The sequence below is a fragment of the Bacillus sp. AL-1R genome, from assembly GCF_052180195.1.
In the GTDB taxonomy this organism is placed as follows: Bacteria; Bacillota; Bacilli; order Bacillales; family Bacillaceae_G; genus Gottfriedia.
On the sequence record NZ_CP197469.1, the window covers coordinates 3,252,787 to 3,277,503 of the forward strand.

At 33.8% G+C, this 24,717-nt stretch carries 23 protein-coding genes; 8 read left to right on the forward strand and 15 right to left on the reverse strand.

Annotation, left to right across the window (positions count from 1 at the left end):
• The 6 genes from ACSBO6_RS15605 (at position 1) to ACSBO6_RS15630 (ending at position 5,971) form a co-directional block, all read left to right on the forward strand.
• Positions 1 to 921: an ABC transporter permease gene (locus tag ACSBO6_RS15605; RefSeq protein WP_098846340.1), complete on the forward strand. Its 921-nt coding sequence runs from the start codon at positions 1 to 3 to the stop codon at positions 919 to 921.
• Positions 922 to 933: 12 nt separating this feature from the next.
• A complete protein-coding gene (locus ACSBO6_RS15610) occupies positions 934 to 1,962 on the forward strand; it encodes an ABC transporter ATP-binding protein (protein ID WP_098846341.1) in 1,029 nt (342 codons plus the stop codon).
• Complete coding sequence (locus ACSBO6_RS15615) at positions 1,962 to 2,948, forward strand: ABC transporter ATP-binding protein (RefSeq protein ID WP_098846342.1); 987 nt, start codon at positions 1,962 to 1,964, stop codon at positions 2,946 to 2,948. Before ACSBO6_RS15610 ends, ACSBO6_RS15615 begins: the two co-directional genes overlap by 1 nt.
• Before the next feature lie 237 nt (positions 2,949 to 3,185).
• A complete protein-coding gene (locus tag ACSBO6_RS15620) occupies positions 3,186 to 3,935 on the forward strand; it encodes a sensor histidine kinase (protein WP_098846343.1) in 750 nt (249 codons plus the stop codon).
• A gap of 15 nt (positions 3,936 to 3,950) precedes the next feature.
• A complete protein-coding gene (locus ACSBO6_RS15625; RefSeq protein ID WP_498843653.1) occupies positions 3,951 to 4,649 on the forward strand; it encodes a response regulator transcription factor in 699 nt (232 codons plus the stop codon).
• 2 nt (positions 4,650 to 4,651) lie between these two features.
• Positions 4,652 to 5,971 carry a sodium:solute symporter family transporter gene (locus ACSBO6_RS15630; protein WP_498843654.1) on the forward strand — a complete coding sequence of 440 codons (1,320 nt, stop codon included), beginning with the start codon at positions 4,652 to 4,654 and terminating at the stop codon, positions 5,969 to 5,971.
• A gap of 105 nt (positions 5,972 to 6,076) precedes the next feature.
• On the opposite strand, the gene ACSBO6_RS15635 is transcribed toward ACSBO6_RS15630, so the two are convergent.
• The 12 genes from ACSBO6_RS15635 to gpr all read right to left on the reverse strand — a co-directional run bounded on the left by ACSBO6_RS15635 (position 6,077) and on the right by gpr (position 19,462).
• Positions 6,077 to 6,271, reverse strand: coding sequence for a hypothetical protein (locus ACSBO6_RS15635; protein WP_098233662.1), 195 nt, complete (start codon positions 6,269 to 6,271; stop codon positions 6,077 to 6,079).
• 149 nt (positions 6,272 to 6,420) lie between these two features.
• Positions 6,421 to 7,755: a tRNA (N(6)-L-threonylcarbamoyladenosine(37)-C(2))-methylthiotransferase MtaB gene (gene mtaB, locus ACSBO6_RS15640; RefSeq protein ID WP_098846346.1), complete on the reverse strand. Its 1,335-nt coding sequence runs from the start codon at positions 7,753 to 7,755 to the stop codon at positions 6,421 to 6,423.
• Between the two features lie 4 nt (positions 7,756 to 7,759).
• Positions 7,760 to 8,512, reverse strand: a complete 753-nt coding sequence (locus ACSBO6_RS15645; protein WP_098846347.1) for a 16S rRNA (uracil(1498)-N(3))-methyltransferase — start codon at positions 8,510 to 8,512, stop codon at positions 7,760 to 7,762.
• Between the two features lies 1 nt (position 8,513).
• Positions 8,514 to 9,464: a 50S ribosomal protein L11 methyltransferase gene (gene prmA / locus ACSBO6_RS15650; protein ID WP_498843655.1), complete on the reverse strand. Its 951-nt coding sequence runs from the start codon at positions 9,462 to 9,464 to the stop codon at positions 8,514 to 8,516.
• A gap of 148 nt (positions 9,465 to 9,612) precedes the next feature.
• Positions 9,613 to 10,743, reverse strand: coding sequence for a molecular chaperone DnaJ (gene dnaJ, locus ACSBO6_RS15655; RefSeq protein WP_498843656.1), 1,131 nt, complete (start codon positions 10,741 to 10,743; stop codon positions 9,613 to 9,615).
• A gap of 169 nt (positions 10,744 to 10,912) precedes the next feature.
• Positions 10,913 to 12,736, reverse strand: coding sequence for a molecular chaperone DnaK (gene dnaK, locus ACSBO6_RS15660; RefSeq protein WP_098846350.1), 1,824 nt, complete (start codon positions 12,734 to 12,736; stop codon positions 10,913 to 10,915).
• Between the two features lie 70 nt (positions 12,737 to 12,806).
• A complete protein-coding gene (gene grpE / locus ACSBO6_RS15665; RefSeq protein WP_098846351.1) occupies positions 12,807 to 13,379 on the reverse strand; it encodes a nucleotide exchange factor GrpE in 573 nt (190 codons plus the stop codon).
• 57 nt (positions 13,380 to 13,436) lie between these two features.
• Positions 13,437 to 14,465: a heat-inducible transcriptional repressor HrcA gene (gene hrcA / locus ACSBO6_RS15670; protein ID WP_098846352.1), complete on the reverse strand. Its 1,029-nt coding sequence runs from the start codon at positions 14,463 to 14,465 to the stop codon at positions 13,437 to 13,439.
• 194 nt (positions 14,466 to 14,659) lie between these two features.
• A complete protein-coding gene (hemW, locus tag ACSBO6_RS15675; protein ID WP_498843657.1) occupies positions 14,660 to 15,796 on the reverse strand; it encodes a radical SAM family heme chaperone HemW in 1,137 nt (378 codons plus the stop codon).
• Positions 15,797 to 16,056: 260 nt separating this feature from the next.
• Positions 16,057 to 17,877: a translation elongation factor 4 gene (lepA, locus tag ACSBO6_RS15680; protein WP_098846354.1), complete on the reverse strand. Its 1,821-nt coding sequence runs from the start codon at positions 17,875 to 17,877 to the stop codon at positions 16,057 to 16,059.
• Positions 17,878 to 17,986: 109 nt separating this feature from the next.
• The gene (locus tag ACSBO6_RS15685) at positions 17,987 to 18,337 is read right to left on the reverse strand and encodes a DUF3679 domain-containing protein (protein WP_098846355.1); all 351 of its coding nucleotides are present in this window, start codon (positions 18,335 to 18,337) and stop codon (positions 17,987 to 17,989) included.
• 24 nt (positions 18,338 to 18,361) lie between these two features.
• On the reverse strand, positions 18,362 to 19,462 hold the full coding sequence (gene gpr, locus ACSBO6_RS15690; RefSeq protein ID WP_098846356.1) for a GPR endopeptidase: 1,101 nt from the start codon (positions 19,460 to 19,462) through the stop codon (positions 18,362 to 18,364).
• A 219-nt stretch (positions 19,463 to 19,681) separates the two neighbouring features.
• Between gpr and rpsT the strand changes: the two genes are divergently transcribed.
• On the forward strand, positions 19,682 to 19,948 hold the full coding sequence (gene rpsT / locus ACSBO6_RS15695) for a 30S ribosomal protein S20 (RefSeq protein WP_056472820.1): 267 nt from the start codon (positions 19,682 to 19,684) through the stop codon (positions 19,946 to 19,948).
• A gap of 60 nt (positions 19,949 to 20,008) precedes the next feature.
• Here rpsT and ACSBO6_RS15700 read toward each other — a convergent pair whose 3' ends face one another.
• Together ACSBO6_RS15700 and holA are read right to left on the reverse strand one after the other, a co-directional pair.
• On the reverse strand, positions 20,009 to 20,815 hold the full coding sequence (locus ACSBO6_RS15700; protein ID WP_498843658.1) for an aminoglycoside adenylyltransferase domain-containing protein: 807 nt from the start codon (positions 20,813 to 20,815) through the stop codon (positions 20,009 to 20,011).
• A 169-nt stretch (positions 20,816 to 20,984) separates the two neighbouring features.
• Entirely contained in the window at positions 20,985 to 21,989 is a 1,005-nt protein-coding gene (holA, locus tag ACSBO6_RS15705) for a DNA polymerase III subunit delta (protein WP_180232935.1), read from the reverse strand.
• Between the two features lie 209 nt (positions 21,990 to 22,198).
• On the opposite strand from holA, the gene ACSBO6_RS15710 reads away from it, so the two are divergent.
• The gene (locus ACSBO6_RS15710; RefSeq protein ID WP_098846359.1) at positions 22,199 to 22,333 is read left to right on the forward strand and encodes a YqzM family protein; all 135 of its coding nucleotides are present in this window, start codon (positions 22,199 to 22,201) and stop codon (positions 22,331 to 22,333) included.
• Positions 22,334 to 22,373: 40 nt separating this feature from the next.
• Here ACSBO6_RS15710 and ACSBO6_RS15715 read toward each other — a convergent pair whose 3' ends face one another.
• Positions 22,374 to 24,716, reverse strand: coding sequence for a DNA internalization-related competence protein ComEC/Rec2 (locus tag ACSBO6_RS15715; RefSeq protein ID WP_498843659.1), 2,343 nt, complete (start codon positions 24,714 to 24,716; stop codon positions 22,374 to 22,376).
• Between the last annotated feature and the right edge of the window lies 1 nt (position 24,717).

Consider the following 24,717-nt stretch of genomic DNA (forward strand, 5'->3'; position numbering starts at 1 on the left):
ATGTTTCTATTTATTGTCAGAAGAATTATACAAACTATTCCAGTTTTACTTGGTGTAAGTTTAGTCGTTTTTTTAATTATGCAAATGGTTCCTGGTGATCCAGCCACACTACTTGCTGGAGAAGGTGCTACGAAACAAACAATCGAAATGATTCGTCACCAACTTGGCCTTGATCGACCAATCATCATTCAGTATTTCGACTATGTTGTTCATGTACTACAAGGTGATTTTGGCGAATCGCTTCGAAATAACCGTCCAGTATTGGATGAGATTATGATTCGTTTACCTATTACAATTGAACTTGCATTAGCTAGTATTTTCATTACTGTCGTACTTGGTATGCTTGCTGGAATTATATCAGCAACTAAACAGTATTCCGCAGCTGATATTACAATTATGATTGTCGCTTTACTTGGAATCTCTTTACCTAGTTTCTGGTTTGGTTTAATGCTAATCTACTTCTTTTCAGTTAACCTTCATATCTTTCCAGTTGCTGGTTGGGGAACGTTTAAACATATGGTTCTACCCGCATTAACATTAGGTGCAGGTGGTGCTGCAATTGTAGCTAGGATGACTAGATCAAGTATGTTAGAAGTTGTTCGTCAAGACTATATGCGTACAGCAAGAGCAAAAGGTTTAAAGGAACATATCATTATTTATAAACATGGTCTAAAAAATGCATTAATTCCAGTAATTACTGTTGTTGGTCTACAATTTGGTGCATTACTTGGTGGTACCGTTTTAACAGAGTCAGTTTTTGCAATTAATGGGCTTGGTAGATTAATTGTTGATGCGATTAGAACAAGAGATTTACCTATGGTTCAAGGTGGCGTTTTAATCGCTTCAGTTATCTTTGTATTTATGAATCTAGCTGTTGATATTCTCTACCGTTACTTTAATAAACGAGTTGACTTGAATTAAGGAGGTACTACGATGAAAAAGCAATTTGATGAAACAATTCTTGAGGTTAAAAATCTACAAACCCACTTTTATACAGATGAAGGAATAAGTAAAGCCGTGAATGGAATTAGCTTTAAATTAAAAAAAGGTGAAACACTTGGAATAGTAGGAGAATCTGGAAGTGGTAAAAGTATTACATCATTATCCCTTTTACGATTAATCCCTTCCCCTCCAGGAAAAATAGCTGGTGGTAGTATCTTTTTTAAAGGTGAAGACTTACTAGCAAAAACAGAAAAGCAAATGCGTTCGATTCGAGGTAATGAAATTTCAATGATCTTTCAGGAGCCTATGACATCGTTAAACCCTGTTTATTCAGCAGGCGAACAAATTGCAGAAGCGATTCGTCTTCACCAAAAATTAAGCAAAAAGGAAGCTTGGGATAAAGCAGTTGAAATGCTGCGACTTGTAGGAATCCCTTCTCCTGAAAAACGTGCAAAGCAAGAACCACATGAGCTTAGTGGCGGAATGAGACAAAGGGTTATGATCGCAATGGCACTTGCTTGTCATCCAGAAGTGCTAATTGCAGATGAGCCGACTACCGCTCTAGATGTGACAATTCAAGCTCAAATTCTGGATTTAATTAAATCACTACAAAAAGATTTAGGTACAGCCGTAATATTAATCACGCATGATTTAGGCGTTGTTTATGAAACTTGCGATCGAGTGGCTGTCATGTACGCTGGTAGAATGGTTGAATATACTTCAGCAAAGGAACTTTTTGATAACCCTAAGCACCCATATACAATCGGGTTATTAAACTCTCTTCCACGTTTGGATATGGATCAAGAAGAATTAACAACAATTCCTGGTACTGTACCTAGTCCATTTAATATGCCTAAAGGCTGTAGTTTTGCGCCACGCTGTGCACATGCAAAGGATATATGTCATCAATCAGTGCCTGATTTACTAACAATTGACAAAAATACTGAAGTCAGCTGTTGGATGTATACATCACAATGGGAGACAGATCATACCATCAAAGAGAAAGTAGGGATTGAATAATGGCATTGCAACTAGTGGATAAAAAAATACTACTTAATGTAGATCATTTAAAACAATACTTTCCAATAAAAGGTGGCGTTTTAGGAAGAACGGTTAATCACGTAAAAGCTGTAGACGATATTAGCTTCAACATTTACGAGGGAGAAACTTTAAGTATAGTTGGAGAATCTGGTTGTGGTAAGTCTACTACTGGTAGAGCCATTCTAAGATTAGACGAGCCTACTAGTGGAAGCATCCATTTTAAAGATAAAGATTTATTAAGCTTAGGAAAAAAAGAAATGCGTAAAATAAGAAAGGATCTACAAGTAATCTTCCAAGATCCATTTGCATCACTTAATCCTAGACAAACAATTGGAGAAATTTTAGGTGAAGCTTTAGCCATTCAAAATGTCGTTCCAAAAGAAGAACGTAAAGCTAGAATTGAGGAACTGTTAGGGCATGTCGGGTTAAGACCAGAAGCTATGGAGCGTTATCCTCATGAATTTAGTGGTGGTCAACGTCAACGTGTTGGAATTGCCCGTGCACTTGCAGTTGATCCAAAACTAATCATTTGTGATGAAGCAGTATCTGCTCTAGATGTTTCAATTCAAGCTCAAGTATTAAATTTATTAAAATCATTACAGAAAAAATTCTCACTTACCTTCCTTTTCATCTCACATGATTTAGGTGTAGTTAGACATATTTCTGACCGAGTAATGGTTATGTATTTAGGAAAAATTGTTGAGATTGCCGATAAAAAATCTATTTTCGAAAATCCGCAACATCCTTATACGCGTGCACTATTATCTGCTATTCCTGTACCAAACCCGGTACATCAAAGAGAAAGAATCATCTTAACAGGAGATGTACCTTCTCCAATCAATCCTCCAAGCGGCTGTCGTTTTCACACAAGATGCCCTTTTGCGATTGATATTTGCAAAACAAGAGTACCTGAATTAAAAATATCAGAGCAAAATCATCAAGTTGCTTGTCACATAATTGATTAAATAGTATTCTTATAGGCGTGAAGTGAAGAAAAATGCTTCTTCAAAGTTGTTTCTTTTACTTCTATTTAAAAATTTTATAAAGCTGATCATATTAGATAATAAATCGAATGGTGCTCCAATGGAATGCGAAAAGACAAAAAGAGTGCTTTTACATGATATAACGGTACGCTCGAGCTTTAGTCTAACTTCCATAGGAGCACTTTCAAAAAAAATTAAAAATACTATTTGAGGTTCTTCATGCTTAGTTACGAGGGATTTACTTTACTTATTATGCTATTTATTTTAGCTCCTATTATGGGAGCTATTGCTTTATTATTTTTGTTTATCTTTGAAAAAAGAATTGATTTACTTGAAAATAAAAATAAAGAAATTCAGTTAGAGCATGCATTACAAGAAGCTCAATACAATCAATTAAATCAGCAAATTCAACCGCACTTTTTATTTAATACACTTAATGTCATATTAAGCTTAGCGCGTTTAAATCGAACTTCGGAATTAATTCGAGCACTAGAAACGTTCTCTCAATTTTTAAAATTTAAATATAAATCATCAGAGCCCTTAATTCCGTTAAATCAAGAAATCCAATATACTCAATATTATTTAGATATTCAAAATCTACGGTTTGGAGAACGTCTTAAAACTCAGTTAGATTGTCCAAAAGATTTATATAATGCGCAAGTTCCCCCTTTTATTTTGCAAACCTTAGTAGAAAATTCATTTAAACATGGATTAGAAAAAAAGGTTGGAGAGGCCCTACTTCATATTCGATTTTATCAAGATTCTGAGCTAGTCTGTTTAGAAGTAATTGATAATGGTTTAATGGGAAAGACGAATTCATTTTCTAATCAAGAAGGCCATGGATTAGACAATATAAAAAAGAGATTGCAACTATATTTCGGAAACAGTGGACATGTACTGATTACTTCAAATGAATCAGGAACAAATGTTAAAGTCGTTTGGCCACTGATCAATGACTCTTTAAAGTAAAGGAGGGAAAATAAAGTGAATGTTTTATTAGTAGATGATGAACCATTAGAGCTTGAACAGATGGAATATTTGATAAAAAATAAGTTCCCATTATGGAAGTTCTTTAAAGCCGCTGATGCATGTCAAGCAATGGCAATTAATCAAAATCATAAAATTAACATTGCGTTTTTAGATATTAATCTACCTGGCCGTTCTGGACTAGAGTTTGGTGAAGAACTTCGAGCTCAAAATAAAGACGTCGATATTATTATGGTTACAGCATATCAAAGTTTTGATTATGCTCAGCAGTCAATCCGAATCGGCGTTCTTGATTATTTAACAAAACCAATCATTGAAAGTGAACTAGATAAAGTGTTATCTAAATATAGTGATACCGATACATCAAATCAATATTCTAGTTTAATCCATCAAACTCTATTATATATTCATGAGCATTTCGCTGAAAAACTGTCTCTTTCTGACGTAGCCAGAGAAGTTCACACGAATCATACTTATTTAAGTAGAAAATTTCACGAAGAAGTCGGCGTGTCATTTTCAGAATATTTAATAGACTATAGAATACAAGCTGCCAAGCGCTATTTAACAAATAATCCAAATTGGAACATATCCGATGTAGCAGAAAACTCAGGCTTTAATAGCCAGCATTACTTTAGTACTTTATTTCGCAAAATTGAGGGCATTACTCCAAAAGAGTATCGTGAGAAAGGAAAATAACAGTGAATTCACGTTCATTTAGAGAATACGTACAAGGTCCTATACAAATTGGAATGGGAATGGGAATTATTTCTCTCTTGGCACGTTGGATAACAGGAACTACGATATTATCTTCGCCAGAATCAATGATTAAATATGGTGTATTTGGTGGAATCGGCTATGCATTTTTAGGTGCGATTGCTTTATTTGTATTTAGTTTTATTGGGAAAAAGGTTCGACAGGAGTACCCTGATGGTTTAACAATTGGAGATTATTTGAAGAAAAAACTACATCCACTTGGTTATTGGATCATGATTTGTATTTTACTATTTACTAGTTTACACATATTATATATTCAATCGATGACGGCATCTACTTTATTTCATTTTCTTTTTAATTTACCATTGTACATCGAAATATTCATCTTTATAACCTATTGTGTACTTTTTGCAGGGTTTGGTGGATTAAAAATAATCCATGGATTAGCAGGAATCCAGGTTATAACTATGTTTGCAGCGGCAATTTTAATTCCGTTGTATTTTTTCGTAAAAGAGGGTGTTCAACCTGTATATGATGGGATTAAATTATACCATCCATACATGTTAGTCATTGATCATTATGATTTATGGGGTTTTTTATTTTCAGGCTTATTAGTTGGATTTGGTCAGTTTTTCTTTGACATTACTTCATGGCACCGATTATTTATGATTGAATCGAAAAAACTTCCTTTAACCTTCTCAATATCCGGGTTAATATGGTGTATTTTCCCACTTTCATTTTCATGCCTTTTTATTATTGTTATATTTACTGGTGGATTTACAGATATTCAATCAATATTAGTTGGTTTAGCAAATAAAATTACAACACCATTCTTTTTTATACTTTTTGTTTTATGTGTTTTTAATGCGATTACCTCAACATTTGGTGCAATTTTACATTCGCTTGCTAGTTTAATCATTATCAATATAATCGAGCCAATTCACAAGATCAATAATGATCAAAAAAAAATAAAACTTGCTTATCTTTTATCCGTGATCATTGGTGCGATTATCTTTTTTGCTACACTTATTCAATCAAAAAAAATGATAGAACTTTTATTTTACTCAGGAAATGTATATTCTGCATTGCTATTTCCAATTTTAGTTATTGTCTTTAGTAAACGTAAAGTTGGTAATTATATTCCAATTAGTATTGTCATCAGTATTATCCTTTCATATATCGTTCAGCCTTATGTTGGTAAATTTCAAAGCATTTGGTTAAGTTTATTATTTTCAATTGTGATTATCATTTTTGGTTTTACAATCCAAATTTTTAGCAAGAAAAAATCAGTAAATATGTCATAAAAGAGAGCTAATCAACGACTTGATTAGCTCTTTTAGTATATTAGCTAAATATTAAGGTTGAAGTTATAAATACAAGCAAAGAGAAAGATATATTCCTTCTCTCCATTATGTATTTAAATATGGTGCTCCTCGTCTTGTGTTCGCCGCTGAAGATGCGTCTTCACTTGTATCAAGGTATGGGCTACCACCTTCGTCATAATTAATTTTATTCGAATCATTTTCGCTCGTGTCTAAGTATGAGTTGGTTGCAACGTGGATATGATTGTCATCAGTTTTTCTTGATTGGTTGTCTTTTGACATTTTTATTTCACCTCTATCCTTATATTGTGTATAGAGATTACTTTACATTACAGGTAGTTTGAGGGAATTCGTTATTTCGTTTTAAAAGGAACAAAAAAAGGATCAATAATCCAGATAAACTCTAGATTATCAATCCTTTTATTTTATCTTTAGTTAACAGCTACATCTTCTAGTACTCGGACAAATTCACCTTTATTAACTGGGTAACCCGCTTTTGCGATTTTAACTTTTACAATTTTACCGATCATGTCTTCTGTTCCTTCGAACACGACTTTTAGATAATTGTCTGTGTAACCAATTAATAGTCCTTCTGCGCCATCTTCAGTATACTTTTCTTCTGGAATAACTTCTAGAACATCTCCATCAAACATTGATGCGTATTCTTTTGCAAGTTGATTTGATAATTCAATTAAACGATGTACACGTTCATTTTTAATTTCTTCGTCAACTTGATCTTCCATACGTGCAGCTGGTGTTCCTGTACGTTTAGAGTATGGGAATACATGTAATTCAGAGAATTTATTATCTCGGATGAAATTGTATGTTTCCATAAACTCTTCTTCAGTTTCACCTGGGAAACCTACGATTACATCTGATGTAATTGAACAGTTTGGTAAAACCTCACGTAATTTTTCAATTCTCTCAGCAAATTCAGCCATTGTGTATTTACGACGCATACGTTTTAAGACCGTATCTGATCCAGATTGTAATGGTACGTGTAAGTGACGAACGACAATATTTGAATGACGAAGAACTTCAATTACTTCATCTGTAATTTGACTAGCTTCAATTGAAGAAATACGAACACGTTTTAATCCTTCAACTGTTTCTAAATCTTTTAATAACATGGCTAAATTGTAATCTTTCATGTCTTGACCGTATCCACCAGTGTGAATACCAGTTAAAACAATTTCCTTATAGCCTGATTCTACTAATTGCGTAGCTTGTTTGACAACTTCTTTTGGATCACGAGAACGCATTAAACCACGTGCCCATGGAATAATACAAAATGTACAGAAGTTATTACAACCTTCTTGAATTTTTAAAGAAGCACGTGTACGGTCAGTAAAAGCAGGTACATCTAGCTCTTCATAAACTCGTGCTTTCATAATGTTCCCAACGCCATTGATTGGTTGGCGTTCTACACGGTATTGCTCGATATAATCCAACATTTTCGTACGGTCCTGTGTACCAACAACGATATCCACCCCAGGAATTGCCATGATTTCGGCTGGAGATGTTTGTGCATAACATCCAGTTACACAAATTACAGCATCTGGATTTTTGCGCACGGCACGACGGATTACTTGTCTACTTTTTTTGTCACCTGTATTTGTAACTGTACAAGTATTAATTACATAAACGTCAGCTTTCGTCTCGTATTCTGTACGTTCATAGCCTGCTGCTTTAAACAGTTGCCAAATTGCTTCTGTTTCGTAATGGTTAACTTTACAACCTAATGTATGAAAAGCTACTTGTGGCATTTCTTCACCCCATTAATTCAAAATGAAAGGAGGCAGCAGCTAAAACATAAAATGGTGCTGTTTCTGTTCGTAGAATTCTTGGTCCAAGTCCACATAGCTTAGCACCTTTTTCTTCTAGCTGATTAACTTCTTTTTCTGACAAACCACCTTCAGGTCCGAAAACTACTAGTAATCGTGAGCCTTCCTTTAATGATTGGAATGTCTGAACAAGCCCTGCTGATTCTCCTGTTTTTGCACTTTCTTCATATGCAACAATACAAGCATCATAATGCTGTATTGAGTTAAGTAATTGTTGAAAAGTTGCTGGTTGTTCCACCGAAGGTACAATAAATCGATAAGATTGTTCTGCCGCTTCTTTTGCAATTTTTTGCCATCTATCAACCTTTTTACCAGCTTTTTTATCATCCAATTTAACAATTGATCTAGCTGCAGCAAAAGGTATAAAACTACAAGCTCCAAGCTCCGTACCTTTTTGAATGATTAACTCTAGTTTATCACCTTTTGGTAGTCCACTAGCAATCGTTATTGATATTGGTAATTCATTTGCATTCTCAACATATTCTACAACAGCTGCAGTTATTTGTTCACTAGAAATATTTGTAAGTGTACAACGAACAGTTGAGGAACCTGGAACTGTACAAATAATTTCTTGATTTAGCTTCATTCGCATAACATTTGCGATATGATGCGCATCATCACCAGTTATTGTGACTAGATCATTTTGCAACTGTGTTTCTTCTATAAAATATCTTTGCATGTTACATTCCTTGTTCTGGCTTTTTTGCAATAATTGCAACCCAGTCCTCTAAATGTAATACTTCCTTCACTTCAAAACCAACTCGCTTAAGCTCATTTTCAATGTCTTCTTGTTTAGAACCAATAATTCCTGAAGAAATAAATGTTCCACCTGGTTCTAAAACAGTAAACACATCGTCTACGAAACGAAGAATAATTTCAGCAAGTAAGTTCGCTACAACTACTTGGAACGGACCTTCAATTCCTTGTAGTAAGTTACCTTGGCCAACTTTTATGACATCATCAACTTTGTTTAATACAACGTTTTCTCTTGCACTTCGAACAGCTACATCGTCTAAATCATAAGCTTCTATGTTTGTAGAGCCAAGTTTAGCAGCTGCAATACTTAAAACTCCTGAACCAGTTCCAACATCGATTACACGGTCAGTCGGTTTAACAACTTTCTCAAGTGCACGAATACACATAACAGTTGTTGGATGAGTACCAGTACCAAACGCCATTCCCGGATCTAATTCAATAATTAATTCATCTGAAGATTTAACTTCATACTCTTCCCAAGAAGGTACAATTGTAAATCGATCTGAGATTGAAATTGGATGATAATATTTTTTCCATGCAGTAGCCCAATCCTCTTCGTTTACTTCATGCACAGTAAATGTATTTTTACCTAAATCAATATCATATGAAATTAAATTATTTATAGCTTCTTTTATTCCGTCGATCGTATCGTTTAAAAAACTATTCACAGGAAGGTATGCTTTAACAATTACACCTTCCTCTGGATAATCTTTTGGGTTAAGTTGGTAGATTTCACCGTAAACCTGTGCTCGCTCCTTCGTCAAATCAAACACATCCTCTATGACAACACCACTTGCACCAGCTTCGTGTAAAATGTTAGAAATCGGTTCAACCGCATCCTGTGTAGTGTGAATACTTAATTCTGACCATTTCATTAACTACCAACTCCATTCATACTCTCTTCTTTACTTGGCAATACCCTCTAATCATAGTCAGATTTAGAGGGTGCCATTAAAATTACTTCTTCTATTTAGTGTTTCCACTTTTTACCTTAACTAACGTACTGAATTAATTTCTTACCTATTATTCGCCAAAATTCTTAACTGCACGCTTTAACTTTGTAAAGAATGAATCGTGTTTATCGTCTTTTTGACTTTTGCCAATATTGTAAAACTCTTCAAGCAATTCTTTTTGACGGCTTGTTAGTTTTGTTGGTGTGATAACTTTTACGATTACGTGCTGATCACCTTGACCATATCCACGTACATCTTTAATTCCTTTACCTTTTAAACGCATTCTAGTGCCGGTTTGAGTTCCTGCAGGAATTTTCGTTTTTACTTTACCATGTAATGTTGGTACTTCAACTTCATCCCCTAAAGCGGCTTGTGCAAATGTTAATGGAAGCTCGCAGTAAACGTCATTACCATCACGTTCAAAGAATTCATGTTCACGAACATGGAATGCAATATATAAATCTCCAGCAGGACCACCATTTTTACCTGGTTCTCCTTGACCTGAAAGTCGAATTTGTTGACCATCATCGATACCAGCTGGTACTTTAACCATGATTTTCTTACGAGTTTTCACTCGGCCAGCACCGTGACAATTATTACATTTATCTTTAATAATCTGACCAGTACCTTGACAGTGTGAACATGTTGTACGATTCACAATACGTCCAAATGGAGTATTTTGTTCAACACTCATTTGGCCTGAGCCATGACAATGTTTACATGTTTCTTTTGATGTACCAGGTTTTGCACCTGAACCACTACATGTATGACATGTTTCTTCAGTAGGAATTTCAATTTCTTTTTCCATTCCAAATGCTGCTTCTTCAAACTGGATTGTCATTGTATATTGTAAATCAGCCCCAGCTCTTGGTGCGTTCGGGTCACGACGACGTCCACCGCCACCTCCAAAAAACTGACTGAAAATATCTTCAAATCCACCGAATCCGCCGCCGCCAAATCCGCCACCACCAAATCCTTGATTTGGATCTGTATGACCAAACTGATCATAATGAGCGCGTTTTTGATCATCTGATAAAGTTTCATATGCTTCTTGCACCTCTTTAAACTTTTCAGGTGCATCAGGATCTTTATTAACGTCTGGATGATACGTTTTTGCTAATTTACGAAACGATTTTTTTATCTCATCTTGTGATGCACTTTTACTTACACCAAGTACATCATAGTAATCACGTTTACTCATAGTGTTACAATCCGCTCCTTTCACATAAAGAATATTTTAACATAATCTCTGCTTTTCTAAAAGAAAAAGAAGAAGTCAAAGTCAAGGCTACCCTGACTTTGACTTCCCTTACTTTAGATATATGGTCTAGTTCCAGGCGTTCTGGACAAACGCCTTCCACTTTTCGGTATTATTTATCTTCTTTAACTTCTGTAAACTCAGCGTCTACTACGTCGTCTTGTTTCGCTTCGCCTTCAGCTCCACCTGCAGCTTGCTGTGCAGCAGCAGCTTGCTCATAAAGCTTCATCGTTAAAGCTTGAACGATTTCAGAAAGAGCATCTTTCTTCGTACGGATGTCATCTAAGTTACCAGATTCTAAAGCAGCTTTTAATGCGTCCTTAGCTTCGTTAGCTTTAGTAACCTCAGCTTCTTCAACTTTTCCTTCAAGATCTTTTAAAGTTTTCTCTACTTGGAATACTAATTGATCCGCTTCGTTTTTAAGATCAACTTCCTCTTTACGTTTTGCATCAGCTTCAGCATTTAGCTCAGCTTCTTTTACCATGCGTTCTACTTCTTCGTCACTTAAACCTGAAGAAGATTGAATTACGATGTTTTGCTCTTTTTGAGTTCCTAAGTCTTTTGCACGTACTGTTACGATACCATTTTTGTCGATATCGAATGATACTTCAATTTGTGGAATTCCACGTGGTGCTGGTGGGATATCCGCTAATTGGAAACGACCTAATGTTTTGTTATCAGCAGCCATTGGACGCTCACCTTGTAGAACGTGAATATCTACAGCAGGTTGATTATCAGCAGCTGTTGAGAATACTTGAGATTTGCTAGTTGGGATTGTTGTGTTACGGTCGATTAACTTCGTAAAAACGCCACCCATTGTTTCAATACCTAATGATAATGGAGTTACGTCTAATAATACTACGTCTTTAACATCACCAGTTAATACTCCACCTTGAATTGCAGCACCTAATGCTACTACTTCATCAGGGTTTACACCTTTATGTGGCTCTTTGCCTGTTTCTTTTTTGATTGCTTCTTGAACAGCAGGAATACGAGTAGATCCACCAACTAAGATTACTTTGTCAATTTGGCTAGCTGATAAACCAGCATCTTTCATTGCTTGACGAGTTGGGCCTAAAGTTCTTTCTACTAAGTTGTGAGAAAGCTCTTCGAATTTTGCACGAGTTAAGTTTAACTCTAAGTGTAATGGACCAGCTGCACCCATGCTAATGAATGGTAATGAAATTTGAGTTGAAGTAATACCTGATAAATCTTTCTTTGCTTTTTCAGCAGCATCTTTTAAACGTTGTAATGCCATTTTATCTTGGCTTAAGTCAACACCATTTTCTTTTTTGAATTCAGCTACTAAGTAATCAATGATCACTTGGTCGAAGTCATCTCCACCTAAACGGTTGTCACCAGCTGTAGCTTTAACTTCAAAAATTCCATCACCTAATTCAAGGATTGAAACGTCGAATGTACCGCCACCTAAGTCATAAACTAGGATTGTTTGGTCTTCATCCATTTTATCTAAACCGTATGCTAATGCAGCCGCAGTTGGCTCATTGATGATACGTTCAACTTCTAAACCAGCAATTTTACCAGCATCTTTAGTTGCTTGACGCTCAGCATCATTAAAGTATGCAGGTACTGTAATAACCGCTTTTGTTACTGTTTCACCTAAATAAGCTTCAGCAGATGCTTTTAAGTTTTGAAGAATGATTGCAGAAATCTCTTGTGGAGAATATTCTTTACCTTCAATGTTTTCTTTATGAGCAGTACCCATGTGACGTTTAATTGACATGATTGTGTTAGGGTTTGTAATTGCTTGACGTTTTGCTACTTCCCCAACTTGACGCTCACCATTTTTGAACGCAACAACTGACGGAGTTGTACGTCCACCCTCTGGATTCGGGATTACTTTTGGCTCTCCACCTTCTAATACTGCGACACAAGAGTTAGTTGTACCTAAGTCAATACCAATAATTTTACTCATTGCATGTTCCTCCTAAAATCTACATAAGTTATATTTTAGTTTTTTTAAAATTTTATATTCAACAAACTAATTACTCGTTTACTTTAACCATTGATGGACGAATTACTCTGTCCTTTAGTTTATAGCCTTTTTGGAATTCTTGTAGAATTTCATTAGATGGTTTAGAATCATCACTTTCTTGCATTACAGCTTGATGGACATTCGGATCGAATTGTTCACCAAGTGCCGGGATTTCTTCTACTCCTTCTTTTTTCACAGCTTCAACAAGCATACGGTAGACCATTTCCATCCCTTGTTTTAAAGAAGCAGTTTGCTCATCTGTTGCTTCAACTTGTAGTGCACGTTCGAAATTATCTAGTACTGGTAATAAATCAGTTACTAAACTTTGAGCACGATAAGTCATTAAAGATTGTTGGTCTAAAAGTGCACGACGTTTATAATTTTCGAAATCAGCATGTAGGCGTAAGTACTTATTTTCCTTCTCATCTACTTCAGCACGAAGTTTTTGAAGCTCATCTTCAGAAGAATTCACATCATCAGTTGTCTCTTCTGTATTTTCTTCTGTAAAGATTGAAGGCTCTTCAACAGTAGTTTCTTCATTCACTACTTCTTCATTTAAAAGTTCTTCCTGACGTTCTGTCATGTCACCTTCACCTCCTATTTTTTTATATGTAATCCATTGTTTCTTATCACAATGGATTTATTCAACATCCTTAGATGAAAATAATAAATTCAATTGCCCTGTTATTAAATGCATTAATGAGATTACTCGTGAGTATTCCATACGAGTTGGTCCTAATACTGCGATTGTACCAATTTGATCTTCGCCTAATGAATAGGTTGCACTAATGATACTTACATTTTCTAAACCAGACTTTTCATTTTCCTTACCAATTTTGACACTTAAACCCATCTGTTCAAAAGGAATAATACTTTTTAGTTCATCTTGCTTTTCAATCATGTTTAACAATACTTTCATTGTCTCTACATTATGAAATTCTGGTTGAGCTAAAATATTCGTTTTTCCACTTAGAATCAGCTTTTGTTCAATCGGTACGTCAATAGTTCCACCAATCATCTTAATTACACTTTCATAATTTGAAATATGCGTACGTAAAATCATGGCTATTTCTTTATAAAGCTTGTCATTTATTTGATGAATTGGAACATTTACTAGTCGCTCATTTAATATATTTACCATTTTTTCAATATCACTCATAGACACACCAGGCGGTATAGTTACTGTTCGATTTTTAACAATACCTGTGTCTGTCACAATAATTGATACTGCTGTATTAGGCCCTATTGGAATAAGCTGAATATTTTTAAGCTTATTTTCAGTAACTTTTGGTCCTAGAGCAATTGTTGTGTAATTTGTTAAATCAGATAGGATATCAGCTGAATTTTTTACAAGCTTTTCTATTTCAAAAATACGCTCGGCAAAAATACTTTTTATCGAACGAACATCATCTTCATTAACAATTTGTGGTGATAACAGATGGTCTACATAAAAACGATACCCTTTCTCAGAAGGGATTCGACCTGCAGAGCTATGAGGCTTTTCAATATAACCAAGTTCTTCTAAATCAGCCATCTCATTTCGTATCGTTGCTGAACTAAATGAAATACCTTCCTTTTTAGATAAACTCCTTGAACCAACAGGTTGTGCCATGCGAATAAAGTCATCGATAATAATTTGTAGAATCAATAACTGTCTTTCAGTCAACATGTTTATCACCTCTATTAGCACTCTTATCTAGTGAGTGCTAAATATATTATTAACTTAACAAATCCTTTATACGATGTCAAGAAGTTAAAGGCAGGAATAAAGAAGAGCAAGTTGATTAATTAGGAAAGGATCGTAATCTATTTAAATCCTCCCTAATCTCATCTACCTCTCTATTGTGTTCATACTTATTGCTTTTAAAGTAAGAATGCCTGAAATACTTCGTTTCCTAGTAACTTCCCTTTGTGGGTTAATCGAAGAAATACACCATTCATCTCAACTAATCCATCTTTCATTAGTTTTTCTATTACGTTCGGAAATACTTCATTAAATGTTGAACCAAATTTTTCTTGGAACTTTCTTTCCGAAACTCCCTCCATTTTACGAAGCCCTAAAAACATTTCTTCTTCCATTTGTTCTTGTTTCGTTACTGTATGCTCATGAATAATTGGGACACCTGTGTCATCAATCAATTGAAAATATTTTTTTAATGGGCCTGCATTTGAATAGCGAATTCCATTAATATAGCCATGTGCACCTGCACCAAAACCAAAATACTCTTCATTATTCCAATATACAAGATTATGCTTACTTTCTAATCCATTTTTTTCAAAATTGCTAATTTCATATTGATGAAAGCCATTTTTTTCTAAATAGTTCATTAAAAAGTCATACATAGCCGCTTCATCTTCTTCTGGTGCTGGTTTCAGTTTTCCCCTATTCATTTCTATGTAAAAAACCGTTTTTGGTTCAATAATTAATGAATATGCTGAGATGTGCTGAATCGGTAGCTTCATTGCTTTATCTAAAGAATCAACGAATTGTTCCATTGTTTGACCAGGTAATGCATACATTAAATCAAGATTAATATTATCAATACCAACTTCTTTTGCAGTTTTGATTGCTTCTTCTATCTCATTTGGTGAATGTGTTCTTCCAATCTTTTTAAGTAAGCCTTCATCAAACGTTTGCGCTCCAAAACTAATTCGATTCACTCCACCATCTTTTAAGATTTGTAGCTTCTCTTTTGAAATCTCATTTGGATTACTTTCAAAAGTCATTTCGATATCTTTTTTCCCTTTAATAATATGGTTATTAATTATTTCTATCAGGCGCTTAGTTTGAGGTAATGTTAATGCAGTTGGAGTTCCTCCACCTACAAATACGGTTTTCAAATTCGAAATTGGATTTCTTTTTAAACTTTCAATAATTTCTTTCTCTAAATAGTCTAAATATTGATCAACCGGCTGACGGTCCATCATAAATTTATTAAAATCGCAGTAGTAACAAATCTGCTGACAAAATGGTATATGAATATAAACGGAAGATGCCATACCTTCTCCTCTTTTCTATGTGAAAAGCCCCTGATCCAATACCTTCTGAGGGTGTGAGATTCAGGGACTTTCGTTGATTTCAACTTTATGATTGTATATTTTCTTATGAAATTTGTCTAATTAATGGCTTTACTTTATTAATCATTATTTACATCTTATTTTTGATCCATAACAAATTTTAGTAAAAATTAATGCAACTAAATTTACAATGCCACCGCAATTTAATTACGGTGGCATCTCATCAACATCAATACTTAATATTAGTCATCCATACGTAAAACAGCCATGAATGCCTCTTGTGGTACCTCTACAGAACCAACAGCTTTCATTCGCTTTTTACCTTCTTTTTGCTTATCTAATAGCTTACGTTTACGAGAGATATCCCCACCGTAACATTTTGCTAATACGTTTTTACCCATTGACTTAATTGTTGAACGAGCAACAATTTTTTGTCCGATTGCCGCTTGAACTGGTACTTCGAACTGTTGTCTTGGAATTAGTTCTTTTAATTTATCAACGATAATTTTCCCACGATCATAAGCAGCATCTCTATGAACGATAAATGATAGAGCATCTACTTGTTCACCGTTTAATAAAATATCCATTTTCACAAGTTTAGAAACTTTGTAACCAATCAGTTCATAATCAAATGAAGCATAACCTTTTGTACTTGATTTTAATTGGTCAAAGAAATCATAAACAATTTCAGATAATGGAATTTCATACGTTAACGTAACACGGTTTGCATCTAAATATTGCATATCGATAAAGTTTCCGCGTTTCTTTTGGCAAAGTTCCATGATTGCTCCAACAAAATCATTTGGAACCATGATTTTTGCTTTTACGTAAGGCTCTTCTACTCGATCAATTGATTGAGGGTCTGGCATATGAGCAGGGTTATCAACGATAATCAAATCACCTTTTGTTGTGTAAACATTATAGATAACACTTGGTGCTGTTGTAATTAAATCAATTTTGAATTCACGTTCAATACGCTCTTGAATGATTTCCATGTGTAATAATCCTAAAAATCCACAACGGAAACCAAATCCTAAAGCTTGTGAAGTTTCAGCTTCAAATTGTAAAGCTGCATCATTTAATTGAAGTTTTTCAAGTGCATCACGTAAATCATTATATTTAGAAGTATCTATTGGATATAATCCACAGAATACCATAGGATTTAATTTACGATAACCTGGTAGTGGCTCGGTTGCTGGATTCTCAGCAAGAGTAATTGTATCCCCAACGCGAGTATCTCCAACATTTTTAATAGAAGCAGTTAAGAAACCTACGTCACCTACAGTTAACTCATCACGTTGTGTAGTACGAGGAGTAAATACTCCTGCTTCAACTACTTCGAATTCTTTACCAGTAGCCATCATTCTAATTTTTTGACCTACTTTTACAGTACCTTCTACAATACGAATATAAGCTACAACACCACGATATGGATCGAATAATGAATCAAAAATAAGTGCTTTTAAAGGCGCATCTGGATCCCCTGTTGGAGCTGGTACTTTTTCTACAATTTGTTCTAGAATTTCTTCTATTCCGATTCCTGCTTTAGCAGATGCTAATACTGCTTCAGAAGCATCTAAACCAATTACCTCTTCAACTTCTTGTCTTACACGTTCAGGCTCAGCACTCGGTAGGTCAATCTTATTAATAACTGGTAAAATTTCTAAATCATTGTCTAAAGCTAAATAGACGTTCGCCAATGTTTGTGCTTCGATACCTTGTGCAGCATCAACTACGAGAATTGCGCCTTCACAAGCTGCTAAACTACGTGAAACTTCATAAGTGAAGTCGACATGTCCAGGAGTATCAATTAAATGAAGAATATATTCTTCTCCATTTTTAGCTTTATATTGTAACTGCACAGCATTTAATTTAATGGTAATTCCACGTTCACGCTCTAAATCCATTGAGTCCAATAGCTGAGACTTCATCTCACGCTGTGTTAATGCATTTGTTTTCTCAAGAATTCTATCTGCTAATGTAGACTTTCCATGGTCAATGTGTGCGATGATTGAAAAGTTTCTAATTCTCTTTTGTCTTTCTGATCTTGACTCTTTATTCATTTCATCACTCCTAAATTTCTCGACAGCATAGATAGTTTTGATTATATCAAAAAAATAGGGAAATATTCAATCTATATTAGCAGTATATGTCGAATGAAGTTTAGAAGGTCTAATTTAAGCTATCAATAATAGAAGGAATTTTTTCAACAATCTTAATCCCTTTTTCAGTTACATACGCAACAAAATGAGATATTCCTTTTCCAACAACTGTAAAATAATTAAATGCCCCTAATCTTTCTAAATGATCTTCTCGAATTGCTAGTCCTTCTTTCGTGTAATCCTTTCCAAAAAGTACTGGACCAGCTTTCCCATCTTCTTTTGAAATTTTTACTACATCGTCTACATGATAGTAATCAGTCGAAGTAACTTTACTTATTCCATCTTTCGCAACTTGCATACAAGTAATGATCGTTATCGAAAAAATGATAATTAGCGTAAAATACCGAACCATATATTTCATGTGTTTCTCCTCACTTACGAAATATTAATGAGTATAAGAGCCAATATTATCTTGATTAATTTTAGAATGCAGCGCAGCGTTCATACCGCCAGCAATAATATTTGCCATATCTTCAATAAATGTATCCACTTCTTTTGGTGTAACCATTAAGTTATGACCTAGTGGTGACAATACCTCATGTATCAGTTTCCTTTTTTCATTCTCTTCAAGTGTTCCTACAATTCCCATAAATGCCATTCGTTCCTTTTCACCAGGCATATCTTCGTCGGTATACTTTTTCTTTTCTCCAAATGCCATACCTGAAGGAATTAACGCTTTAGCTGGCTTGTCTCCTTCTTTTATTTCACGTCCAAAATGTTTTAAAATGAAGTCAATTGTATCACTTGTAATCGCAACAGCATCAACAACGGTTGGAACACCAATCGCAATAACCGGAATACCTAGTGTTTCCTTACTTAATTCCTTCCGTTTATTTCCTATTCCAGAACCTGGATGAATGCCATTATCTGTAATTTGGATTGTTGTATTAACGCGCTCAATAGATCTTGCTGCAAGTGCATCAATCGCAATGACAAAATCTGGTTTTACTTTTTCAATGACACCTGAAATAATATCGCTCGTTTCAATACCAGTGATCCCCATTACGCCTGGAGATAAAGCACAAACTGGACGATAACCATCTTGTACACTTTCAGGCTGTAGTTCAAAAAGATGCTTCGTGACAACTAAATTTTCAACAACCATTGGCCCAAGTGCATCAGGAGTTACATTCCAATTTCCTAAACCGACAACTAAACACGTTTGATCTTCCGTAATTCCTAAATTTTTTAAGAATGCAGAAAACTCGTTTGCAAAAACCTTTTCAACCTTTTCTTGAAGCTCAGTATCTTGTTCACGAATCCCTTGAACTTGAAGTGTTAAATAATTACCTGGCTTTTTACCAATTCTTTCAGATGCGGACTCTTTAATATGAACATGAGAAATACTTACACCATCAGCTTCTCGTTCTTTAACGATGACACCGGTAATTTCTTCCTTTGTCTGTTCTCGCTCCTCGAGCATCTCTTTTGCTTCTACTGCTAAATCTGTTCGAACACTATATTGACTTAAATCTAATTCACTCATTTATCTAGCCTCCACAATACTCATCGAAATTTAACAATTCTCTTCTTAACTAGTTTAGCTAGATGTTACCAATTCTAAACGAATTGTTTATTTTTCTTTTGAAAAGGCGAAAATAGCTTTATGAATTCTATTGCCAAATGGGACTTGTTTTGATAAAATAAGTTTTGTTCTATTTGTATTCGAGGCAAATTTCTCGACTGCATTCGGGAGGTGAAAGGTATGCCAAATATTAAATCAGCTATTAAACGTGTAAAAACAGCTGAAGCTCATCGTGCTCACAACGCATCTCTAAAATCAGAAATGCGTACTGCAGTGAAAACTGTTGAAGCTTTAGTTACTAATAACGAAACTGAAAAAGCGCAAGAAGCTTTATTAACTGCTTCTAAAAAATTAGATAAAGCTGTTAACAGCAATCTAATCCACAAAAACGCTGCTTCACGTCAAAAATCTCGTTTAGCTAAAAAAGTTAACGCTATGAACGCGTAATGAATGAAATGGTGTCTCAGCTGAGACACCATTTTTTCGTACAATAAAGTATCAGATAAATTATCTAATTTTATTACATTCGCGAATGATAAACTCCATGTAGTCAATCGCATCTTTTCTTCTTGTAAAAATCGATTTGTAATAGGATTTTTTATGATCTGTTCGTAATCTCAATGACTCATTAATAATCTTATGCCATCTTTTAGGAACTGACTTTAAAGCATATTCACCCGCTCCTACTTTTGATGTAATATCTTTTTCTTTCAATGTGTAATAAATTCGAGATACTCCTAAAACTCCCCATTCAATACTTCTTAAACTGACAATTAAACTCAAATAGTTAACTGTAGGGAACTTTTTACAATTATTTAACCAGCTAAGCCAATAAGAATTAAGATTATTTCTCATATTAGATAGTAGTGTATCCCAGTTTACTGAAATATCTACATTATCAATATTTAGCCCCCTAACAGTTATACCGTATGTTTTTAATTGAAAAACATCGATCGAATTCTGCTCAAATATATTTAAACCTTGAAACTGCCCATCATTGAAACGAATACATAATTTCCCTTCTTCATTTAAAGACTGCAAATCTTCTTTAAAAATATACCACCCATCTAAAATTGTATTTGGAAATTTTCTTTGCATATCTTTATGAATATCTCTCAGTATTTTTACATCAGCTTCAGAAACTTTGCGCTTTACAACAGCTATAAAATCGATATCGCTAAATCCATTCTTAAAAGCACTTAAAGTAATCGAGCCATAAAGATAAAAAGAATCGATTAAATTAGGTAATTTCAAATCAAAATAATGAAAGTAAGTATCTAATACATCGTTTATTTCTTTAGGAATTCCAGCCATTCATCTCTCTCCCAAACACCTTTTATAGGAAATCTTTTACAATTCCTACATTATAACAGATTGTATTGGTAATAGACTGAATTTTATAGACTTTTATATGATAAAAAATGGCAGCCCAATTTAACGATTGGACTGCCATTTTTTATTCTTTATGTCGGTTTTTCTTAAATTATTTATTTAATTGAAGAATTAACATTTCAAGGATCATGACCTTATCTCCTTGACCAGTCTTCATTTTATAATCAACTTCAGCAATTAATCGTATCGCTTCTTTCAATTCACTTGCTTGAAAGTTATTCGCTTGCTTTTGTCCATAAAACACTCTCCCTGGGGATACACCTACTGAGGAGGCAATTTGATTATTTGAATAGCCACTACTTGATAATTGCTTTATTCCATATAATAATCTAAACTGACTAGCTAACAATGCAACTATTTTTATCGGTTCTTCGCCAATAAATAATAATTCATGAAGAATTTTCAGTGCCTCAGTTGTTTGTCTTACCGCTGTTTTTTCGATAAGAGAAAAAACATTTTGTTCAATTGTTTTTGCTACCATCATTTCTACTAGGTCTGCATCAACTTCGCCTTCATTTCCAATAAACAATTGTAACTTCTCACATTCAAGTTTTAAGATTGATAAATTATTTCCAACGAGTAATTTTAGCTTTTCAATTGCCTCTTTAGTAATTGTTACATTCCCAGTAAAACGCTCTTTAATCCAACCGTCTAAATTATTCGTTTCAACCGGGTGGCACTCAACTAGCTCTACTTGTTTTTTCAAGGCTTTTGTTACCTTTTTCCGTTCGTCCAATTTTTCATAAGCAGCCACAAAAACAACAGTAGTAAATGGCGCAGGATTTTCAATATAATCAAATAATGGTTCTAGATCTTGTACAATTTTTTCTTTTTGAGCTGTTAAAAACAAACATGATTTTATGATGATGACCTTATTCCCACCAAAAAAGGACGGTGTTTGAGCATCCTCAAGAGCTTCACTTAAATAAGACTCTTTTAAATCATATGTTTGATAGTTAAAATCATCAATTTCTCCTTGTAAAGCTGCTTTCACGATTAAGTTTTCCGCTTCTTGAAGTAAAAAATCTTCAGTACCTACCAATAAATACATTGGCGATACATTCTTTTTCAATTTTTTATGTAAATCATTAATCATGTTTTGCACCTCTACACTAATTTTCTTAGTATAGTATAACATGTCCTACATGAGAAGGAAGAGATTAGTAAATACTAATCTCTAATTTATATAAACGTTTTAAATAAAGACCCGGTTTCTTCATTTAAAACGGTATAACTAAAACAAACATACTATGGATTTTTTAGTTATATTGATTTATACTAAAATTGATATAGGAGGGGTTATTTGTGAATACTTTTGAAAAAAATGTTCAAAGCAAACGTAATGATTCAACAGATTCTGGTGTTGGTTTCGTTGTTTCATTTGGTTTCTTCGCTACTCTATTTATCATCGCAACAATTGTTGAGTTTGTTGCACGATAATACATAGAACCAATTGATGGGGCTGCCTCGGCAGTCTTTTTTAATTTCCTTCTTGGTTTCTGCTATTTGTTTTACGATATGCTTTAAATGTATAAATGGTACCTTGTCCACTTTTAAATTCATAAGTTATTGCACCAAGTTCATCAGTTCGTAAGATTTTAACATTGTACTTTTTTAATCGTTCAAGTACTTCATGTGTCGGATGACCATATCGATTTTTTCCCCCTACTGATATAATGCCAATTTGAGGCATAACGGCTTTAATAAATTGTTCGGAAGTCGATGTTTTACTCCCATGATGACCTATTTTCAAAACATCTGCCTTTAAATCATGATATTTAGAGAGCAGCCGATTTTCTCCATTTTCATCTAAATCACCAGAAAATAACCAATTCTTCCCACCTATGAATGCCTTTAGAACAATTGACCCTTCGTTTTCCTCACCTACATAATCTTTAATCGGAGAAATAACTTCAAAATAATTCGAACCCGTTTTCCAATTCATACCTTCGCTTATTTTTATAATCTCGACTCCTTTTTTTCTAGCTATATTAATTCGTTCTTTTTCAGCTGAAGTAAATTTCGTCTTATCACCTACGATTAATTGTTTCACATGATATGATTGTAGCACCTCCTTTCCACCTCCAATATGATCGATATCACCATGTGTAAATATTAATTTATCTATTTTACTAATTCCTTCACCTTTTAAAATTGGAATCAATAGATCCATGCCTGTCGAAAATGTTTTTTTGCGCTTCATCCACGTTTCTTCTTTTCCAGTTAATTTACCTCCTGTATCAATTACATAATTCCCTTTATTAAAAGGTAATTTTATAAGTATACAGTCACCTTGTCCTACATCTATAAACATAATCTTTCCAACTGGGTTCATATAGGGATAAATCAAATGCCCGCTAATAAGAATAAAAAATCCAATCAAACAAATAGTTAATAACTTTTTCTCTCTCTTATCTTCCATAAAATATAAAATTAAAAATATTAGCAAGATATAAATAAACAGAATTTCTTTTGAAGGATGTGTAAAAATCAACTTAATAAATGGCAATTGCATACATATACTCAGTAATTTATCTGATATGTTAATAAAGAAAGTTAGCAGTAGCGTTAACTGTTCGCTAATTTCAAAATTAATAAAACTTAAACCAAAACTAATAATACATAGCGGCATAATAATAAAATTAATATAAGGAATGAAAAGTAAGTTAATGATTATACTGTATGGTGATAATTCATGAAAATTAAAAAGTAAGATCGGGATTGATACTAACTGAGTAATACTAGATGTATAAAGAGCCTTTGCATACCAAGATTTGTAATTTAAAATTTGTTCTGAGGTTAAAACAAGTACAAAACTTGTCACAAAGGAAAATTGAAATCCAATATCATCAATATAATTAGGTTTCACCAATAGCATGATTATGCAAGAAGCGAATAAAAGGGCAGTAATGTCGATTTTCATTTTTGCTAACTTGTATATGCAAACTAACACACCTATAATAACCGCTCTGACAACTGACGCTTGAGCACCTGCTAGAAATCCATATATCATAATACACAATATCGTTATAAATAAGCTGTTTTCTTTCGTTACGCCGATTCTAATTAGTAAAAAATAAACGCCAAGACTCAATAAACTAATATGAGAACCACTAATCGCAAGTAAATGTACGATTCCTACAATTTGATATTGAGATTCCGTAGTTGCATTCATTTTTGATCGTTCCCCAAATAGGAGAGCATTAATATATCCTTCTGTATTGGAATCAAAATTCTCCTCTACATATTTAGTTAAAGCATGTCGAATATCGTTTATTGATTGAATGATCGTTCGTTTTCCATCATTACAATCCACTAAACTATTTGGATTAGCAGTAATAATCCAGTAAATTCCTTGATTTAATAAGTACTTTCTATAATTAAATAAGTATGGATTCGAATTTTCTAAAGGCATTGTAACTTCACCTTTTACTTCACATATTTCACCTATTTTTCTATTTTGAAAAACTTTTAATTGTTCTTTCGTATTTGCAAAACTATTTAGTAAGATTTCTTGATTATTGAGTTTAAATGTAAATGAAACTTTATTTCCATCTATTATTGGAGTCGAGATGATTTCACCTCGTACATTTTGCGAAGGCTTTTGTTTAGGGGAATTCATATTATTGTTTTGTAGGTAACATATACTAGACGTAATACATAGCGAAAGTATACAAATTAATAAAATTAGCCATCTTTTCTTTCCGACTAAAAAAATCATTAAAAAAAGTAATATTAAAATAAAAAATAAATTATAGTTTTTAAAAAAGACGATTGTTATTATTTGTATAAAAACAATATAAGCTAGGTAAATACTCTTCATT

What these genes read in the sequence shown, in the direction of transcription:
- ACSBO6_RS15605 (WP_098846340.1), top strand. Translation starts at nt 1, where the DNA reads ATGTTTCTATTTATTGTCAGAAGAATTATACAAACTATTCCAGTTTTA.
- ACSBO6_RS15610 (WP_098846341.1), top strand. Translation starts at nt 934, where the DNA reads ATGAAAAAGCAATTTGATGAAACAATTCTTGAGGTTAAAAATCTACAA.
- ACSBO6_RS15615 (WP_098846342.1), top strand. Translation starts at nt 1,962, where the DNA reads ATGGCATTGCAACTAGTGGATAAAAAAATACTACTTAATGTAGATCAT.
- ACSBO6_RS15620 (WP_098846343.1), top strand. Translation starts at nt 3,186, where the DNA reads ATGCTTAGTTACGAGGGATTTACTTTACTTATTATGCTATTTATTTTA.
- ACSBO6_RS15635 (WP_098233662.1), bottom strand. Translation starts at nt 6,271, where the DNA reads ATGTCAAAAGACAACCAATCAAGAAAAACTGATGACAATCATATCCAC.
- mtaB (WP_098846346.1), bottom strand. Translation starts at nt 7,755, where the DNA reads ATGCCACAAGTAGCTTTTCATACATTAGGTTGTAAAGTTAACCATTAC.
- ACSBO6_RS15645 (WP_098846347.1), bottom strand. Translation starts at nt 8,512, where the DNA reads ATGCAAAGATATTTTATAGAAGAAACACAGTTGCAAAATGATCTAGTC.
- prmA (WP_498843655.1), bottom strand. Translation starts at nt 9,464, where the DNA reads ATGAAATGGTCAGAATTAAGTATTCACACTACACAGGATGCGGTTGAA.
- dnaJ (WP_498843656.1), bottom strand. Translation starts at nt 10,743, where the DNA reads ATGAGTAAACGTGATTACTATGATGTACTTGGTGTAAGTAAAAGTGCA.
- dnaK (WP_098846350.1), bottom strand. Translation starts at nt 12,736, where the DNA reads ATGAGTAAAATTATTGGTATTGACTTAGGTACAACTAACTCTTGTGTC.
- grpE (WP_098846351.1), bottom strand. Translation starts at nt 13,379, where the DNA reads ATGACAGAACGTCAGGAAGAACTTTTAAATGAAGAAGTAGTGAATGAA.
- hrcA (WP_098846352.1), bottom strand. Translation starts at nt 14,465, where the DNA reads ATGTTGACTGAAAGACAGTTATTGATTCTACAAATTATTATCGATGAC.
- hemW (WP_498843657.1), bottom strand. Translation starts at nt 15,796, where the DNA reads ATGGCATCTTCCGTTTATATTCATATACCATTTTGTCAGCAGATTTGT.
- lepA (WP_098846354.1), bottom strand. Translation starts at nt 17,877, where the DNA reads ATGAATAAAGAGTCAAGATCAGAAAGACAAAAGAGAATTAGAAACTTT.
- ACSBO6_RS15685 (WP_098846355.1), bottom strand. Translation starts at nt 18,337, where the DNA reads ATGAAATATATGGTTCGGTATTTTACGCTAATTATCATTTTTTCGATA.
- gpr (WP_098846356.1), bottom strand. Translation starts at nt 19,462, where the DNA reads ATGAGTGAATTAGATTTAAGTCAATATAGTGTTCGAACAGATTTAGCA.
- rpsT (WP_056472820.1), top strand. Translation starts at nt 19,682, where the DNA reads ATGCCAAATATTAAATCAGCTATTAAACGTGTAAAAACAGCTGAAGCT.
- ACSBO6_RS15700 (WP_498843658.1), bottom strand. Translation starts at nt 20,815, where the DNA reads ATGGCTGGAATTCCTAAAGAAATAAACGATGTATTAGATACTTACTTT.
- holA (WP_180232935.1), bottom strand. Translation starts at nt 21,989, where the DNA reads ATGATTAATGATTTACATAAAAAATTGAAAAAGAATGTATCGCCAATG.
- ACSBO6_RS15715 (WP_498843659.1), bottom strand. Translation starts at nt 24,716, where the DNA reads ATGAAGAGTATTTACCTAGCTTATATTGTTTTTATACAAATAATAACA.